The organism is Blautia sp. Marseille-P3087, assembly GCF_900120195.1.
In the GTDB taxonomy this organism is placed as follows: domain Bacteria; phylum Bacillota; class Clostridia; order Lachnospirales; family Lachnospiraceae; genus Blautia_A.
In genome coordinates this window covers 2,520,716-2,538,261 of sequence record NZ_LT635539.1, presented here as the reverse complement: position 1 = coordinate 2,538,261, position 17,546 = coordinate 2,520,716, and the positions used below count along the sequence as shown (strand labels likewise).

Here is a 17,546-nt window from a genome sequence, read left to right as displayed (position 1 = left end):
TCACTTTTATCAGGTAAGATACCTTGTACTCAATATTTTTCGGTTTCTCTGGGTGCTTAATAATTATGATATGTTCCATTCATTACTTTCGGCAAGTAAGAAATAATCAATATGAAAATAACACAAAAGGATGTGCTGCGGTAACTTCTCCATTACCTTGACACATCCTTTCGTATTATTTATTATTTTTTGCTATTCTTCTTAATGACAGCTATGGCTTCCACATCCATGCTCGCCACACGTATGTCCTTCCCCATGGTTATGCTCATGGTGAGAACACTTCACATTTGGATTATACTCAAGTGCTTCATTGATAAAAGCTTCTACTGCCTTATCTGCATCTCCGTAAACTCCTCCGAAAAGCTTAATGCCTGCTGCCGCTAACGCTGTCTGTGCACCGCCTCCGATTCCGCCACAGATCAGAACATCTGCATTTAATGCATTAAGGACTCCCGCCAATGCACCGTGTCCGCTTCCATTCGTATCTACTACTTCTGAATGTACTACTTTTCCTTCCACAACATCGTAAATCTTAAATGTTTCTGTGTGTCCGAAATGCTGGAAAATATGTCCGTTTTCATATGTTACTGCTATTCTCATAATACCCTCTCCTTTTTCCACTGCATATTTTTGATAAAATTCCTGCTTGTAACATCCGCCAAGGTTGCAGTTACTGCTCTGACCGTCGCAGATTCTGAAATCTCCGCCTTCAATTCTGAGTGGATGTCCGTCAATCAGTGCATCTGCTATTTTCTTCCGGGCAATCTCATAAATTCGTTGAACCGTTGTTCTTGCGACTTGCATAGATGCTGCACACTGCTCCTGACTATAACCTTTCTTGTCCAAAAGACGGATTGTCTCGTACTCATCTACCGTCAGAACAATAGGTGCTTTTTTCTCAGCATCATCTGCCGGAAGAAATTCTAAAACATTCGGAAAATGGCAGACTTTTCTGCATTTTACTGGTCTCGGCATACACTGCTCCTTTCTCGCTTTTCTTATATAATAGTCCTATAAAAGGCATATGTCAATAATGTTTTTGACATATGTCAGTTATATAATTGACGTATCTTAAAAAAGCCAGTATACTATGTTCGTAAAGGAGATAACTTTTATGAGCTTCGAAAATTATTTTCCACTATGGAATGACTTAAATACAGCACAGAAAAAACTAATTTCAGACAATTTAATCACACGGGATGTAAAAAAAGGAACGATCATTCACAACGGAAACTTGGACTGTACTGGATTATTACTGGTTAAATCCGGGCAGCTTCGAACCTACATACTTTCAGATGAAGGACGAGAAATTACACTTTACCGTCTGTTCGATATGGATATGTGTCTTTTATCCGCCTCATGTATCATACGCTCCATTCAATTTGAAGTAACCATTGAAGCAGAAAAAGATACTGATCTTTGGATCATCCCTGCTGAAATCTATAAGGACATCATGAAAGAATCTGCTCCCGTCGCAAACTATACCAATGAGTTAATGGCTACCCGTTTTTCTGATGTCATGTGGCTGATTGAACAAATCATGTGGAAGAGTCTGGATAAGCGTGTTGCTTCATTTCTTTTAGAAGAAACCTCTATCGAAGGAACAAATGAGCTGAAAATCACTCACGAAACTATCGCAAACCATCTTGGTTCCCACAGAGAAGTTATCACTCGAATGCTTCGATACTTTCAAGGCGAAAGACTCGTCAAACTCTCACGCGGCAAAATCACAATCCTTGATTCGAAAAGACTAGAAACACTGCAAAGATCATAAAAATATTTTGATTATTTTTTATAATCCATACCACATGCATACGACCTTTCGATCAACGCACGGTCGTTAACTACTGCATCATAGAAGCGGAATCCGCCGGAAAAGTTGAATGTTTCATATCCATTTCCTTCCAGGATACGACTGGCAATATAACTGCGCAGCCCGCTCTGGCATATCAGATAAACAGGCTTTTCCTTCTCAACTTCATTGATACGTTCCCTCAGCTCATCTACAGGGATATTTTTGAATCCATCCATATGCCCTCTGTTAAATTCACCTACAGTTCTCACATCCAGCAACACAGCACTTTTATCTTTACAAATCTTATCCATATCTTCCAGATGCCATTGTTTTAAGGTACTTTTTGCTATATTATCTATCATAAATCCGGCCATATTTACAGGATCCTTGGCAGAGGAATAAGGCGGTGCATATGCAAGATCCAAATCTTTCAGCTGGGTTGCCTTCAGCCCTGCATGGATTGCTGTTGCCAGCACATCAATACGTTTATCAACACCTTCATATCCAATAATTTGAGCACCAAGCAAACGATAAGTCTCTTTTTCAAAAACCACCTTCATGGTCATCACTTTTCCACCAGGATAGTAACCGGCATGACTCATAGGAGAAAGAATTACTGTATCTACATCTAACCCTGACTTTTTGGCATTAGTTTCATTGATACCTGTAGTGGCTGCTGTCATATCAAACACTTTGATCACGGAGCTTCCCTGACTGCCCAGGTAACGGCTATCACCGCCGCAAATATTATCAGCAATGATCCTTCCCTGTTTATTGGCTGGTCCGGCCAAAGAGATCAGCGCATCATCACCCGTAACATAATGTTTTACCTGAACTGCATCACCTGCTGCATAAATATCCGGTACAGACGTTTCCATTCTGTCATTCACTACAATACTTCCCTTGATGCCAAGTTCCAGACCAGCTTCTTTTGCTAATGCTGTGTCTGGTGTAACTCCGATTGCCAGCACCACCATATCAGCCTGAAGGGATGGATTATCTTTCAACAGAACCTCCACTCCGTTGTCTTTTTCTTTAAAGCCTTCTACTGTATAGCCCAGTACCAGTTTTATCCCATGCTTTCTCATTTCATTATGGATCATAGATGCCATATCCGGGTCAAAAGGGTTCATCAGCTGCTTAGGCCGTTGGACAATCGTAACATCCATGCCAAGCTCCCTCAAATTTTCTGCCAGTTCCAGACCAATAAAGCCACCACCTGCCAATATAGCCGATTTTGGATGGTTCTTATTTATATATTCCTTTATACGAAAAGTGTCTTCTACTGTACGAAGTGTAAAAAGTTTATCAATACCAACTCCAGGAAGTCTTGGTTGTGTTGGCTTTGCACCTGGAGAGAGGATAAGTTTATCGTAATTTTCTTCAAATATTTCATCATTCTCCAAATTTTTCACTGAAACAGTTTTACGATCCGGATGTATGGAGATAACTTCATGATGAATTTTCATATTGATATGGAAACGTTTTAAAAAACTCTCTGGTGTCTGTAGTGTTAATTCTTCCGTATCTGTGATCACGTCTCCAATATAATATGGAAGCCCACAATTCGCATAGGATATGTATCCAGATCTTTCAAACACAGTAATTTCTGCGTGTTCATCCAGTCTGCGTATTCTTGCTGCGGCTGTAGCTCCTCCGGCTACACCGCCTACGATTATTACCTTCATCTTATTGTTCCACCTTTCCTCATTAAAGCATTTCTAAAATCGCTTTCTTAGGTCTCGCCCCTGAAACCTGTTGTACGATCTTCCCATTCTTCATAACCACCAAAGTTGGGATACTCATAATACTAAATTTACTTGCCAGTTCAGGCTGTTCATCCACATTGATCTTTCCAACTTTGATATCAGGGCGTTCACCTGCAATCTCCTCTATGATAGGAATCACCATACGACAAGGAGCACACCAAGGAGCCCAAAAATCCAAAAGGACAGGTTTATCAGAATTCATTACTTCGTTTTGAAAATTATTTTTATTGATATTAATTGCAGTCATTTTATAATCCTCCCTATCATTTCTTTGTGGCTTTATTATAATCTGAATTTTATTTCTTTTCTGTGATGACATCACCATACCACATTGACTTAACTTCTTGCCATACCATCTACACTTAGTATAACACCTGTAATATAACTCGCTTCATCTGAAGCAAGAAACACAAACGCATTGGCAATATCTTCTGGCTGTCCAGAAATACTCACCATGGAAGAAGTTGAGAGAATGACCCCTTGCCTCTTGCCACCATACATTCTGCAGCTACACGAGTAGTATTAAATACTCCTTTTACATTTAGATCCATGACTTTATCAAAAGTCTCCTCTGTATAATCCATAAATGAGGTGTTTTCTGAAATTCCTGCATTATTTACCAGTATATCGACACATCCATATTTTTCAATTGCCTCTTTAAAAGCCTTTCTGACAGACTCCATGCTTGCAAGATTTGGACTAATTCCAGCAACTATTGCATTGGGATATTTTTCTTTTAATTTATCTACAGCAGTATCTGCCGATTCCTTTGAACTTGCCGCCAATACAACTGTAGCGCCTTCCTTCAAGAATTTATCAACTGTAGCAAATCCTATGCCACGGCTTCCACCCGTAATGATTGCAACTTTATCTTTTAATCTCATTTAGACTACCTCCTCACTTAGTTTCTAGCCACATTATAAGCAAAAGGTAGATTATTTTCTGTGATATCATCACAAAATATCGCAATAAAAAACCCTGTTGCTCACGCACCAGGGTTTTGGTTTATCCATCCGTATTTAACAAAAGATTAGGCTTCTATTCAACTTCTGAAAACTCATCTTTTCCAACATTACATAATGGGCATTCAAAATCTTCCGGAACATCTTCCCATTTTGTTCCTGGTGCAATACCACCTTCCGGGTATCCAACCTCCTCGTCATACTCCCATCCGCAAACATCACATACATATTTCATTATTGAATCCTCCTTTTAAAATATTGTTCATTCACAGCTATTTTGCTTTTGTATCCTTATTACTCTATAGTATTCGTATGTACAAAGTTTATTTTAACATTTCCATAATCCATGTAAATTGCAGTATGCATATACTTCCTCCACCTGCTCTCCGTCACAAAGACAGAAATCTGCAACCGGCTCCTGTCCTGGATTTAACTGTTTTCTATAAACGCCCTGATTGGTATTTAATGCAATCCATCTCTTTTACCTCCGTTTTCTTTACTACTTTTTCAAAATCTCATGCCATTATTTACATAAATGCTTAATAGATTTGCCCATCCTTTATCTTTTTCTGGCATTTCGGACAAATACCTTTAAATAATATGTCATATTCTAAAAAGTCCGTTCCATGTGTATCATGAATTTTTTCTAGCAAGCCCAATATTTCATCCATATCCACATCTGAAATCTCACCGCAGTTTACACACCTCACATGGTAATGGTTCTTTAATGTAAGGTCGAACCGGTTAGGTCCATCCGGAATTTCCACTTTTCTTAAATCACCTTCTTCTACCAATATGTCGAGATTTCTATATACAGTCCCTTTGCCGATTGTAGGACAGGATTCTTTTACAAATTCATATACTTCATTTGCCGTAACATGTCTTTTCATTTCACATACAGCGTTTCTTACAAGATCTTTTTGAATGGTATTTCTTCTACTTGTCATCAGTTCTCCTTATTAGGACTAGTTCTTAATAAGGATTATATATCACTTTCATTCTGTCGTCAAGAAAAATTATTATTGTAAAAGTACCCAGTTCTGGAACCTTTAATCTAAATCATAATTCTATTTCGCGTTCAAAAACATATTCTGAATCTGATGATAAATCAGACCTAAAGGAATATCCAATCCTGTCAAATTTCTGAATGTCCACCGGATTCTCAATATTATTTTCTGCCATAAATCTGACCATTTCTCCACGAGCCATCTTAGCATAGGTACCTTTTGTCACTAATTGATTTCCAGACAATTCACAAAATGTAATCGTAATATATCTATCCTGTGGTGTCAGATATTTTTCTATGCATTTAGAATATTCTTTATCTAACCTTTTTTCTATTATCTTAACATGAGAATCGAGCATTATCCAGACCTGAACGGACGGCAATAATCCATTTAGACAAAAATAAAGTTCCAGACTTATTATCTGAAACTTTATTATAAATCCAGCATCATTGCATTACTTCACACAACGGAAATATACCATAGAACCGTCAACATGGATATCCGTTTCTTTATATAGTTTTTGAAGGATATCTCTCAGCTCTTTCTCCGTCTGAAACGGTGGAGAAAACCACCCTTTCTTTGCAAGAATATTTTTTACCAGCCAATCTGTCCGTTTCGATTTTCCCCTGATATAAAAACAGGCAATGAAATCGCCGCCTGGTTTCAAAACACGCCATATTTCATGAAATGCTTTTTGCTTATCAAGAAATGCATGAAAACCATTCATACTGACAACGGTATCAACAGATTCATTCTCCATTTGCAGGTTCCCCACATCCCCCTGAATACATTTGATATGTGCATGACTACCAAGTCTTTTTCTGGCTTGTTCAAGCATATCCATGCTGTAATCAATACAAGTAATATGTGCATTTTTCAGAGAACTCCATTTGTTTTCCGTAAATACAGCAGTTCCAACCGGAGCATCAAGAAGATTTCCTGAAAAGTCATCAGGAACATATGATAAAACTTTTCGTGCTATATCATTATCATCAGTGCCACTCCAAAATAACTTAATATACAGTTTGCTGAAAATATTTCTTTGCGTAAGAACATCGTCATATATATTTTTTGATGTTTCATAAGCATTTTGTATTTTGTCTGCCATATTACCCTCCAAATTTAATTTTAATTCTAAAAGCTTAAAACTATCGTTCTCTAATCTTCCTGACATTACGATTCATGAGGTGTCTTCCAATATGTCTATAAGCAAATGCTTTAAAAGCTGAAATTTCTTGATGATGTTCCTTCAACAGTTCATCTGGACAATCATAAACACCAAAATCCTGATTGATTCCCTCGCTCTGAATATAAGTATTGTTCCTATCAAACTCAATAATGAGATTTCGGAAATCCTTGACTGCTACTCCATAACCGCAAAATGCACCTGTACATTCCGAATTTTGTTCCTGTAACTTCTTTATGTAGGTTTTATCCAAAATGAAAGCTTCCAGTTCGTACCACTGATTTTCGAAATTAATTTCTACCCAGCTATGGAAAATACTTTTGGGAGCATTGCGGTAAACAAACCCGGTCATAGCCCCTTTCTGCAATCTTTTATCAATCGTAAAACCATGTACTCTGCATGGAATATTGCAGGCACGTAAAAGTGCCATGAATAAAGTTCCTTTTGTATTACATTGTCCATAACCATCTGCAAGTACTTTTGAAGCTGAAATTCCGTCATCAATATTATATCCAAATAAAACATCATCTCTTACATAGTTGTAGATTGCCTTAATCCTTTCAAATTCACCCATTTCCTTCCATTTCATATTTTGAATAAGTTTTTGAATTGCCGGATTAGAAAAATCAACCATTCGTGTTTCCTTAAGATACTTATCTTTCATTTCCTATCGCCTTTCCCATAGGTTTTCTCACAACACAATGCATTCGCATACCTTTACGAATTTCAAATTTTTCTACTTTTAATCCTGCTTTTTTGCAACATTTTATGACCACATCTCTTGTTGGCACCTGGACATCTCCATGTCCGCATATATTTGCCAACGGCATTTCCAATGTATTCATTAGCCATACCAATACTTTATTGTCACTGGTCACATCTCTCAGTATCAATCTTCCATTTGGGCGAAGACATCTTTTCACACTGTCAAAAAATGCCTGTGGATCCGGATAATGATGGAAACTCATAGAACAAATAATTGCATCAAATGAATCCTTTTCAAAAGGAAAGTTCTCACAGTCTCCCACAACAAATGTTGTATTTGGAATATTTTTCTTTTTTGCCTGTTCAATCATTGCCGGAGTCAGATCCAGTCCTGTATAATGCCGGTCTGGATGTTTTTCTGCTAATAAAGAAATCATTGGTGCAGGTCCGCAGCCTGCATCTAATAAATCTCTAAATGGCTCCTTCTCTAATTCTTCCAGAATATCCGGATAATCTTTCTTGCACATTTCGTAAATACCAGCATGGCTACTTTCATATCTTCCTGCTGCTTTTGTAAATTCTTTAATTGACAATTTTTTATATTCTTCATTTTTCATGTTTTTTTCTCCAATCACTGTACCTTTTTCGCCTTGCATCCGCATTTCTTCATTTTTTTCATATAAGCATAAAACTGCTTATGCAATTCCCTCATTTCATCTGGTGCCTTCATAGCATGTTGATACATAAATTTACCTCCAAAACTGCTTCCAAATGTAACTGCCAGCATAATCGCTAAAAATGGCAAGGGTAAAAAGCGAAAAATATTCATTTTCCATGGTGACAGTTTACCCTTTTGTTTTCGCAAAAAATTAAAATTTCTTTTCAGCCTTTCTGCTGTTTTCCTCATAATTTTCCATTCTTTTTCCACTTTCTCCGGATCGTCTGATTCATAATATGCATCCGCAATCGGCACCACCATAGCAAGATGACAAAGCTGCCATAGATGCATATCCGTTACTTTCTGGTATGGTATATGAGCATGCCTCAATATCTCTGAAAACTGCTTAGTTCTTTCGGATTTATTTCCTGATATTTCTGCAAATGTTGTCGGCTGAATCAACCTTGGAGTAAGTGCTGCATCAAGGATACCATCATCATTTATACTTCCGCCTGCTCCTGGAAAAGCCGGTAATATTCTTCCTTTTCCGACAATGTCTTCCCATTTATTGTAACTGTCCAGTGAATTTATCATTGTAACAATCGTATTACTTTTATTATTTTTCAATTCAGTAAGTGCTTCATACAGCTGGTTTTCCCGAACAGTAAGCAAGACAAAATCATAAATATCATCGTTTGGTAGTTCTCCAAGAATCCTAATCTCTGCCTTTATTACTTCCTGATTTTTCTTATATTGCAATCCATTATTTCTTAAAGCCTCAAGTCTTTTACCTCTGGCATAAATATTTGTATCATAACCGGCTTCTGCAAATAAAGCCGCATACAAGGATCCAATCACACCAGCACCATAAATCAATATTCTCATAAGAATCATTCCTCTCCTCTTACCCCAGTGCCACATCCAAGATCATCATCAAACTAAATCCAAGTGCAAAGAAAAGCGTACCGATATTCGAGTGCTGTCCCTGAGACATTTCCGGAATTAGTTCTTCAACCACGACATATAACATAGCTCCTGCTGCAAAGCTGAGTAAATATGGTAATGCCGGGATTACCAGCTGTGCGACAAGAATCGTCATTACTGCTCCAATCGGTTCAACGACTCCTGAAAGTACACCTCCCAGAAATGCCTTTCTCTTACTTTCACCCTCTGCCCTAAGCGGCATGGATATAATCGCTCCTTCTGGAAAATTCTGGATAGCAATTCCAAGTGATAAAGCAAGTGCACTTGTTGCTGTAATCTGTGCATTTTCAGCAAGAAGACCTGCATACATTACACCAACTGCCATACCTTCAGGGATATTATGTAATGTAACTGCCAACACCATCATCGTAGTACGGCCAAGTTTGCTTTTCGGTCCCTCTGCCTGATCACTTCCAACATGAAGATGTGGAATCAAATGATCAAGTGCGAGTAAAAACAATATACCAATCCAGAACCCAACAACTGCCGGAACAAACGATAAAGTTCCCATATTCTCAGATTGTTTAATTGCCGGTATCAGAAGACTCCAGATTGAAGCAGCAACCATTATACCTGCTGCAAACCCTGCAAGTGCACGTTGCAGTAACTTGCTAAGTGTTTTTCTCATAAAAAACACGCATGCTGCACCTAGCGTTGTTCCAACAAATGGAATCAGTATACCTTCAAAAACATTCATTAGCATTATGTATTCCTTTCTGTATAGTCAAAAGTACTTTCACGTCGTTCTGTTGTTAGTTTTAGCTAACTGCCATGTATAAAAGAAACCGTGCAAAAAGCAAACTGTAATTTCACACGGTTTTCCTTATGTTTAAGTATATCACTTACGAAATCACATAACAATATAATTCTTTTAACAATTTACAAAAAGCCGGAGGTCACAATAATCTTCATGACCTCCGACTCGTTATACTTATTCAACTCACTACCTCGCACAGAGGTAGACCGGATAGCACTCAGGCACTTGGATATACAGAGCCTATTTCAACTCACTACCTCACACAGAGGTAGACGGATGTAGTGAAGGAGAAGTGTCTGCGCGAGACGTATTTCAACTCACTACCTCACACAGAGGTAGACATCTACCGGGCACGCGGGGAGAGCTTGCCGTATATTTCAACTCACTACCTCACACAGAGGTAGACGTTGGTGGGGGGTGGAGTTACCGACAGGATTGACATTTCAACTCACTACCTCACACAGAGGTAGACTGAATACGCACAGAAATGGGCTAATATTTATTTATTTCAACTCACTACCTCACACAGAGGTAGACCTGTCTATCAGGTGACTGAAACATATCATAAGATATTTCAACTCACTACCTCACACAGAGGTAGACTATGAATACGCACAGAAATGGGCTAATATTTACTTATTTCAACTCACTACCTCACACAGAGGTAGACCTGTATCAGACAGAAGAAGGGACAATACTCCACATTTCAACTCACTACCTCACACAGAGGTAGACTTGTTGTGGAAGTAGAAGAGGAAGAATTTCCGGATATTTCAACTCACTACCTCACACAGAGGTAGACAAAACAAGGTGGTGACAGAGATGCCAGATGTAGTATTTCAACTCACTACCTCACACAGAGGTAGACAGTCAATCGGTGATAAAATTGACCTTAAACAGACCATTTCAACTCACTACCTCACACAGAGGTAGACATATAATATTCATTTTCTGTATTAATTGCAGATATTTCAACTCACTACCTCACACAGAGGTAGACGGAGAAATGATAATGCATTATGGTATGCAGAATTATTTCAACTCACTACCTCACACAGAGGTAGACCATTACCTGCCTGTTGATTATTCTTATATATTTTTCTGTATTTCGTCATTCCGACAAAACTGGAATTTATGCTTTACATTGGTGAATCTACAAATGTACATGACAGAATAGCTGCTCATGATAGATTGGATGATTGGAAGAAAAAACTAACGGCAAATGAAACTTTGTGTTATTCATTTGCTCCCATCAGCGGCGATGACAGAATAAGAGCTGAAGCCGCTCTTATATTCAAGCATAAGCCACCAATGAACGAGGAATATGTAAATAATTTCCCTTATGAAGACACTCAAATGTCATTATCGGGTAAAACAAAATTTTTAACAACAAATTTCACTGTTAAAAAAACTATATAAGAGCAGATTAAACATCAAGGAAATGCATTACTATTTTGCTCTTTTGGGCTTCACATTTCCTGATATTTTGTACTCAATCTGCACTCAAACCACACAACAAGAGCCCGGAAACCCGCATAAATGCTGGATTTCCGAGCTCCATTTTTTTATTCAAACTCGCAAATAAAATCTTATCACTATACACTTTTGTATAGGGATTATGGTTCTATCTGGTTTTATATGTGTTCCACTGTCCAAAGTCCACAGACTGTACTGAACGGTGTTATCAATTTGTTATCACATCTCTGTTATCAATCAAAGATTCTCGTGATATCCTGATATCGGTTAACTACACGATAAATCTCTACATATTCGTTACCGATCTTGTAGATAATAACATAATCTTCCCATATCGCATATTTATAATCTGTCCGAAAGCTGACCCGTTTGGAGAGATCCGACCCCATTCCAGGAAACATCTGAAGGTTTTCAAATTTACCGTAAATTTCCTTTATTGTCTTTGCCGCATATTCTTCATTATCCTCAGCAATGTAATCCCGGATGTTCTTCAAATCCTTTGCAACAATCGGATTGATCCGCAGTTTTAACATCTTATTCCCCCACAAGTGCTTTTAATTCATCCAGATCCAGCCAGCCTTCTCCGTCTTTCACTGCTTCTTCAGCTTCCTGCAGCTTCAAGAGAAGCTTTTTCTCTGCACGGTCACGCTCATAATCTTCAATATCCATGACAACGAAACGTCCTCTGCCATTCTTAGTCAGATATACTGGTTCTCCTTTATGACAGTTCTTCAGGACTTCATTATAATTTCTCAAATCAGATACTGGTAAAATATTTGCCATATTCTTTCAGCTCCTTCCTTTGATTTTAAATTGTTTCTGCTACTTCTATTATACACAAAAAGCTGTAAAATTCAACGTAGATTTTTACAGCTTTTATTTTATGCATTAGGGTTAACGACCCTTTTATACTTTTTCTATATTTTCTTTTAATTTTCGTTTTAATTCTTTGGAAATAGGATATTTTTTTATCTTCCGCAATATTTCTTCCTTTGTTTCGCCTTTTCGATATAATTCTTTTATAACAGCAGAAAATATAGCATCCACTCCATATTGAGCTATGCCTTCTGAAATAAGACCAATTATACCTAATGTAGCTATTCCACCTAATATTCCTCCTGGCCCTAAAGCTGCCAATGCTGTTGTAATTGCTGCCCCTCCAGCAAGTCCAGTTGCGCCAATAGCTGTTACCAATACTAGACCTGGTATTCCTAAAGCAGCAATCTTTGATACTAATTTATCCATTTACATTTCCTTCCACTTTAGTTCATTTTTGAATTTATCATATTTTAAAAGTAATTGTCTTTTATTACCTGCAGCCAGGTTAACCCAACTAAGCCACTCACGTTAGCCTTGCGGACAAATTTCCAAAATATCTTTATCACATTCATCAATGATATATTGGGGTACAGTATCGTATTCACATGGATTCAACTGGAATAAATAATCATTTTCAATATGAAACGCTTCATTCACAAATTTTTTAATCACACTGTTGGAACTATTTTCATTAAACATGATACGATATATTTGCAATTTTTCATAATTACTTCCACTATTTTGATATAATTCTTTCAATACCGTTATATCTTGCGTTTTTTGGTATTCCGTATCGTAATCAAAATCTGAAATATAGTTTGTTTTGATTTCATTAGTCGCATCCTGTATTTCTTCTGGCGTCATCAATCGGTTCGGTGTTCCGTTCGAGAAATGATACTCTGGCTTTTCTCTTTTATGAAAAATATTGGATAATAATTGCCATGCTAAACCACTTGCATTTTCTATTTCCAATAATCTTCTCAAATATACCAATTTATTAAGAGAATCCATATCCGATGATATATTTGCATGAGCAATCTCGCCAAAAGATTTTATATCTGCTTTTGTAATTTCTTTTTCTTGCAATATACCTTGTTTCGTTGTTAAAAATGCAGCTGTTGGGGTTGGATTAAAATTATACGGCATATTATAGATTGCATCAATAACAGTATTAAATTCATGGGTCAAAAGCAATACTGTTCGATTTTTCAAACTATGCTTTCCCATAAAAAGCATATTAATAATAGCGAATTTTTTATTTCCATCAAATGAAGAAATCGGATCATCTAAAACAACCAGATCCGGATTCTCTTTCAAAACACTATACATGAATAGCACTAATGCAAATGCATTCCTTTCCCCATAACTTAAATGTTCATTTACTGTTTGAACATTATCAGTTCCCTCAATATGTTTTAATACTAAATGATAATCTGTTGTATTTTCTTCCTCTATTGCAACTTGATATTTATATCCTGCATAATATAGAAATTCATTTATTTCCGAACTATACATTTCAATAGTCTTTTTAATAAGTTTTTTCTGTTGTGCAATTTCTCCTTGTAATTTGCCAGCTTTTTCCAAAACCTCATCTAAGGTTTTGTTTATTAACTCCACTTTTTCATTCGACAGTTCTGAATTCAAATGCGAATAATATGATAAATCTATTTTATATTTTTTCAGCTCATCTGCTATTTTTTCAGCATTTTTTAATGAATGAAATCCCATTTTTTTCAATCCATACAACTGTTGCATAAAACTGTCTGCTTGAGCTTTTATTTCCAATAAGTAATTCTTTTGTGTATTTGTGATTCCTGACACATTTTTTGTTATTTCTTCAATCTTAACTGCTGTTTCATTTGTAAAATACGGCATCAGCTCTTTAAAAACTTCTAACATTTTAGTTAACTGTTCTACCGCTTTTGCATCATACTCTTCACTTACTTTTAAGATTGTTTCTTTGGTTTCTTTTATAGATCCAGAACAGTACGGACACTGTTCTGCCATATCTAAATAATGTTTTCCTTCTAATTGCCATTTAATCCACTTGACATTATCATTATTCTTCAAATATGGCTCATAAACTTCCAAACCAACAGGAATATTATCAAGTTTATTACCTTTTCCAATTCCCTTTCCTATGGCACCAGCTGCAGAATATCCACTCTTTGCCTTTCCAAATCCATCGATGAATTGTTGGAAAACTTTTATCAATTCCTCCAATTCCGGATGATTTTGAAAAGTAATATTTATACTTTCCAACAGTTTTTCTATTTCTTTTATATGTGTATCATAATCCGGAGATTTTACAAATATTTCAAAGCTATTCTTAATCAATTCATTTTGCTGATATACATAGTCTTCAATATACTTCTCATTAAAAACTGAAACCTTTTTAAATTGATCATACCCTATTAATTCTGGTGAATTTTCTTCCTCCACACCATAATATTTGAATGGCAATAATAAATTCTTTTTTTCTTGATCATTTGTGACAAAAGCCTCTATTGCTTTTGATATTGTTGATTTTCCTGTTCCATTAATCGCATATTTTATATTAAGCCTCCCCTCAGTAATATCAAATTCTCCATTTTCAATGTTATTACAATTTTTTATCTTTAATTGCATCATCTATCCCCCTTTGATTTTGTTTAGTTTTCAATCTCCCGAATTAAATTCTACCAGCTTTTCCCAGTCAATACTTCCATCTTCTCTGCAGAAACTATTAGAAAACTCCCTAACAAGTCTATTAGCTGCTCTGTTATAACTTTCTTTATAATCAGCCACATATTTCTCCGGCATAGTTCCCATGTATCCGATAATCTTTATGTAAAAGTCCTCGTCTCCTGTTAATTCTGCCCAGAATCGTTTTCCAGCCAATTCCTGATACATTTTGGGCTTTCCTCTACCAGATTCTTTCTTTTTCCCATAACAATAACCGATATACGCTTCATACCTTGCCTTTGCTTGCTGTGCCAACTTAGAAGCAGCTGTAAAATTCTGTTCCTGTCGTTTCTTACTGTCTGCATTAAATACGGACGGCCCACTTTTAACAGCTATTGCAGAAATTGTATTTGTTTCATTGTTCTGGATCATAATATCAATACCTTCTGCCAGGGCTTTATTTCCACCACTTGCAGCAATAGCAATCGGTTCAAAAAAGCAATTACCAAAAATAGTTTCTTCACTGGAACTTACAAATGCAGTAAGAACCGAATCTACAATTTCAGTTGCACTCTGCATAGCCTTTGCACGGTATAAATACGGATTTTTACGTTTCATTACCTTCTGTATGTTTAATCCATCTATCTTCTCAATTAGTGTTCCATAAAATGTTTCTAAGGCAGAAGCAATCGCCTGGATTACAGCCTGTTCATCATATGCATTATTTAACGGCATATAAATTTCCTCCCAATTCTATTGCATTTCTAATCTTATTATGTACATTTGTACCTCTAAAACGTTTTGTCTGAACTAAAGCTGTCTTATTAGCCACAGAAAGCACAGCCTTTCCAATAGCTTCTGCTAATCCCACCGGAACAGCATTCCCTATCTGTCGATATTTTGCTGCTGTCGTTCCAGTAAATACCCAATCATCCGGAAATTGCTGAATTCTTGCATATTCTTTTACGCTTAATGGTCTATCTTGTGTAGGATGACACATCATTGTTGCTTTCTGTACTGGAGAAGTAACTACAGTTGGTGAAGGCTGATCATATGATAACCTTCTATAAAATCCAACTTTTCCACCTCCGGATTTATATGCACCTCCCATAGCAATAGGAATAATATTCTCTGGTAAATCTCTCCAATTCCCACCTTCCGGAACCATTTTCAAGAATTTCAATCTTTCTTCACTTAACGTTGCACATTCTCCATGGTCAGATTCCAAATCTTCAATCACACTTCTAACTGTCTGCCACTGATACTCCTTGCTTTGATGCATCTGAAAATGTGTAGGAATTGGTAAGAAAATATCTTCATTATCCCGACTACCAATTAACACAAACCTCTCTCTGAATTGTGGAACGCCATAATTTACAGCATCAAGTACGCCATATACAGTTTTATATCCCAGTTTATCAAATTCTGCTAAAATCACATCAAGCACTGTTCCTAATTTCTGATCAGGATCGCTTTCATCTCTTTCAGACAAAGGCACATGTTTCAATGGCGACGACATAATTCCTTTTACATTTTCCATCACGAAAAAGCGAGGCCGTATATAATCAATCATACGAATGAAATCCATAAACAAACTGCCTCTCGGATCATTTATACCCAATCTTTTTCCTGCTGTAGAAAAAGGCTGGCACGGCGGTCCTCCGCAAATCAAAAATGGCTCTCCTACAGATAAGCCTGTCATATCTAATAATTGCTGGGGCTGTATTTCCCTAATATCTCCGCCCAATACTCTATGGCCATTGGCCTGCATAGTTTTTACACAGGCTGCATCAAAATCCTGTCCAATTGCCACATTTAAACCTGCTTTTCCCAATCCAATGTCTAATCCCATTGCTCCAGAAAATAAAGAAATAACATCTCTATTGGCAGCATATCTACTATAATTATTTTGTTTTATATTTTTATGCATTAAACTTTCTCTCCGTTTTTTAATACGAATTTTCTTTCAAAAGAACTGTTTACCGCACCTGCTATATCTTCTAATTCAGCTATGGTAAAACTCTCCCTTTTCATTTTTCCATTAAAATTCTGTGGTGTTGTCCCTATTCGCCGTGCAAGCTCAGCTACGCTAATATCTGACCGCACACACAGTACCTTGATTTGTTCAGAAATCGTCATTTCGGGTACCTCGTCATTTAATCAACTCTTACTTTACAAGTATAAATCATAGCCTTTATACCGTCAATTAAATAATTCATGTCCAACAGCCAATGGTACTTGTATCTTTTCCTTTAACTTGTTAGAATAATTAATATTCCCAAAGGTGGTGACCCGTTTATGTCTCGTGATTCTGAAACTGTCTCTAAAAATATGCGTAGCATTCATAGCAAAGACACATCCATAGAACTTCAACTCAGAAAAGCTCTATGGCACAAAGGATACCGATATCGAAAAAATTATAAAGCCTTGCCCGGCTCTCCTGATATTGTTCTGACCAAATACAAAATTGCTATTTTTTGCGACAGTGAATTTTTTCATGGAAAGGACTGGGAAATCTTAAAACTCCGTCTTGAAAAAGGTAAAAATCCAGATTACTGGATTAAAAAAATTGAACGTAATCGTTCCCGTGATTTTGAAACTGATAAAAAGCTCTTGTTTCTGGGTTATACAGTTATACATTTCTGGGGTCAAGATATCAAAAAACATACCGACGAATGTATTCAAGCTATTGAAGAAGCTATATGGGACAGCACCTTTTCAGATTCTTCTTTCGATTCCTCTGACGAATAGTATAAAATTTATG

The 17,546-nt window shown here is 36.7% G+C and carries 20 protein-coding genes, 3 pseudogenes and 1 CRISPR repeat array; of the genes and pseudogenes, 3 read left to right on the top strand and 20 right to left on the bottom strand.

Annotated elements, in window-relative coordinates:
- Positions 1–201 precede the first annotated feature (201 nt).
- Positions 202–975, bottom strand: a complete 774-nt coding sequence (locus BQ7344_RS12085) for a DUF134 domain-containing protein (protein ID WP_072522746.1) — start codon at positions 973–975, stop codon at positions 202–204.
- A gap of 139 nt (positions 976–1,114) precedes the next feature.
- Between BQ7344_RS12085 and BQ7344_RS12080 the strand changes: the two genes are divergently transcribed.
- Entirely contained in the window at positions 1,115–1,774 is a 660-nt protein-coding gene (locus tag BQ7344_RS12080) for a Crp/Fnr family transcriptional regulator (RefSeq protein WP_235816113.1), read from the top strand.
- A gap of 11 nt (positions 1,775–1,785) precedes the next feature.
- Here the strand turns inward: BQ7344_RS12080 and BQ7344_RS12075 are convergent, their stop codons facing one another.
- The 12 genes and pseudogenes from BQ7344_RS12075 to BQ7344_RS12020 form a co-directional block, all read right to left on the bottom strand.
- Positions 1,786–3,483 (bottom strand): CoA-disulfide reductase, encoded by a 1,698-nt coding sequence (locus BQ7344_RS12075; RefSeq protein ID WP_072522744.1) that lies wholly within the window; start codon positions 3,481–3,483, stop codon positions 1,786–1,788.
- A gap of 22 nt (positions 3,484–3,505) precedes the next feature.
- Complete coding sequence (trxA, locus tag BQ7344_RS12070) at positions 3,506–3,811, bottom strand: thioredoxin (protein ID WP_072522743.1); 306 nt, start codon at positions 3,809–3,811, stop codon at positions 3,506–3,508.
- An 89-nt stretch (positions 3,812–3,900) separates the two neighbouring features.
- Positions 3,901–4,448 (bottom strand): annotated as a pseudogene (locus BQ7344_RS12065) (SDR family NAD(P)-dependent oxidoreductase).
- A gap of 154 nt (positions 4,449–4,602) precedes the next feature.
- Positions 4,603–4,761 carry a rubredoxin gene (locus BQ7344_RS12060; RefSeq protein WP_072522742.1) on the bottom strand — a complete coding sequence of 53 codons (159 nt, stop codon included), beginning with the start codon at positions 4,759–4,761 and terminating at the stop codon, positions 4,603–4,605.
- 93 nt (positions 4,762–4,854) lie between these two features.
- Positions 4,855–5,001: pseudogene (locus BQ7344_RS16850) on the bottom strand (desulfoferrodoxin family protein); the annotation flags it as partial.
- Between the two features lie 64 nt (positions 5,002–5,065).
- Positions 5,066–5,473, bottom strand: coding sequence for a Fur family transcriptional regulator (locus tag BQ7344_RS12050; RefSeq protein WP_072522741.1), 408 nt, complete (start codon positions 5,471–5,473; stop codon positions 5,066–5,068).
- Between the two features lie 112 nt (positions 5,474–5,585).
- Positions 5,586–5,852, bottom strand: a pseudogene (gene yaaA, locus BQ7344_RS12045) (peroxide stress protein YaaA); the annotation flags it as partial.
- Positions 5,853–5,987: 135 nt separating this feature from the next.
- Positions 5,988–6,707, bottom strand: coding sequence for a class I SAM-dependent methyltransferase (locus tag BQ7344_RS12040; RefSeq protein ID WP_235816112.1), 720 nt, complete (start codon positions 6,705–6,707; stop codon positions 5,988–5,990).
- Positions 6,682–7,383: a transglutaminase-like domain-containing protein gene (locus BQ7344_RS12035; protein WP_072522739.1), complete on the bottom strand. Its 702-nt coding sequence runs from the start codon at positions 7,381–7,383 to the stop codon at positions 6,682–6,684. Before BQ7344_RS12035 ends, BQ7344_RS12040 begins: the two co-directional genes overlap by 26 nt.
- Positions 7,373–8,041: a class I SAM-dependent methyltransferase gene (locus BQ7344_RS12030; RefSeq protein ID WP_072523430.1), complete on the bottom strand. Its 669-nt coding sequence runs from the start codon at positions 8,039–8,041 to the stop codon at positions 7,373–7,375. The genes BQ7344_RS12035 and BQ7344_RS12030 overlap by 11 nt, the downstream gene beginning before the upstream one ends.
- Positions 8,042–8,055: 14 nt before the next feature.
- The gene (locus tag BQ7344_RS12025; protein ID WP_072523431.1) at positions 8,056–8,967 is read right to left on the bottom strand and encodes a ketopantoate reductase family protein; all 912 of its coding nucleotides are present in this window, start codon (positions 8,965–8,967) and stop codon (positions 8,056–8,058) included.
- A 19-nt stretch (positions 8,968–8,986) separates the two neighbouring features.
- Positions 8,987–9,769, bottom strand: coding sequence for a ZIP family metal transporter (locus BQ7344_RS12020; RefSeq protein ID WP_200793045.1), 783 nt, complete (start codon positions 9,767–9,769; stop codon positions 8,987–8,989).
- Positions 9,770–9,998: 229 nt separating this feature from the next.
- Positions 9,999–10,889: a CRISPR direct-repeat array (repeat unit 32 nt; unit sequence ATTTCAACTCACTACCTCACACAGAGGTAGAC).
- Positions 10,890–10,957: 68 nt separating this feature from the next.
- Here BQ7344_RS12020 and BQ7344_RS12015 point away from each other — a divergent pair.
- Positions 10,958–11,242 carry a GIY-YIG nuclease family protein gene (locus BQ7344_RS12015; RefSeq protein WP_072522737.1) on the top strand — a complete coding sequence of 95 codons (285 nt, stop codon included), beginning with the start codon at positions 10,958–10,960 and terminating at the stop codon, positions 11,240–11,242.
- A 290-nt stretch (positions 11,243–11,532) separates the two neighbouring features.
- On the opposite strand, the gene BQ7344_RS12010 is transcribed toward BQ7344_RS12015, so the two are convergent.
- The 7 genes from BQ7344_RS12010 to BQ7344_RS11980 all read right to left on the bottom strand — a co-directional run bounded on the left by BQ7344_RS12010 (position 11,533) and on the right by BQ7344_RS11980 (position 16,921).
- Complete coding sequence (locus BQ7344_RS12010) at positions 11,533–11,832, bottom strand: type II toxin-antitoxin system RelE/ParE family toxin (protein WP_055306317.1); 300 nt, start codon at positions 11,830–11,832, stop codon at positions 11,533–11,535.
- A 1-nt stretch (position 11,833) separates the two neighbouring features.
- Entirely contained in the window at positions 11,834–12,082 is a 249-nt protein-coding gene (locus BQ7344_RS12005) for a type II toxin-antitoxin system prevent-host-death family antitoxin (RefSeq protein WP_021905858.1), read from the bottom strand.
- Positions 12,083–12,205: 123 nt separating this feature from the next.
- Positions 12,206–12,544 carry a hypothetical protein gene (locus BQ7344_RS12000; RefSeq protein WP_072522736.1) on the bottom strand — a complete coding sequence of 113 codons (339 nt, stop codon included), beginning with the start codon at positions 12,542–12,544 and terminating at the stop codon, positions 12,206–12,208.
- Between the two features lie 102 nt (positions 12,545–12,646).
- Positions 12,647–14,749, bottom strand: coding sequence for an AAA family ATPase (locus BQ7344_RS11995; RefSeq protein WP_072522735.1), 2,103 nt, complete (start codon positions 14,747–14,749; stop codon positions 12,647–12,649).
- A 27-nt stretch (positions 14,750–14,776) separates the two neighbouring features.
- Entirely contained in the window at positions 14,777–15,517 is a 741-nt protein-coding gene (locus BQ7344_RS11990) for a PmeII family type II restriction endonuclease (RefSeq protein WP_072522734.1), read from the bottom strand.
- Positions 15,504–16,712, bottom strand: a complete 1,209-nt coding sequence (locus BQ7344_RS11985; RefSeq protein ID WP_072522733.1) for a DNA cytosine methyltransferase — start codon at positions 16,710–16,712, stop codon at positions 15,504–15,506. Before BQ7344_RS11985 ends, BQ7344_RS11990 begins: the two co-directional genes overlap by 14 nt.
- Entirely contained in the window at positions 16,712–16,921 is a 210-nt protein-coding gene (locus tag BQ7344_RS11980) for a helix-turn-helix domain-containing protein (RefSeq protein WP_022140546.1), read from the bottom strand. The genes BQ7344_RS11985 and BQ7344_RS11980 overlap by 1 nt, the downstream gene beginning before the upstream one ends.
- A gap of 159 nt (positions 16,922–17,080) precedes the next feature.
- Here BQ7344_RS11980 and BQ7344_RS11975 point away from each other — a divergent pair, with 159 nt between their 5' ends.
- The gene (locus BQ7344_RS11975; protein ID WP_055153492.1) at positions 17,081–17,533 is read left to right on the top strand and encodes a very short patch repair endonuclease; all 453 of its coding nucleotides are present in this window, start codon (positions 17,081–17,083) and stop codon (positions 17,531–17,533) included.
- Positions 17,534–17,546 lie beyond the last annotated feature (13 nt).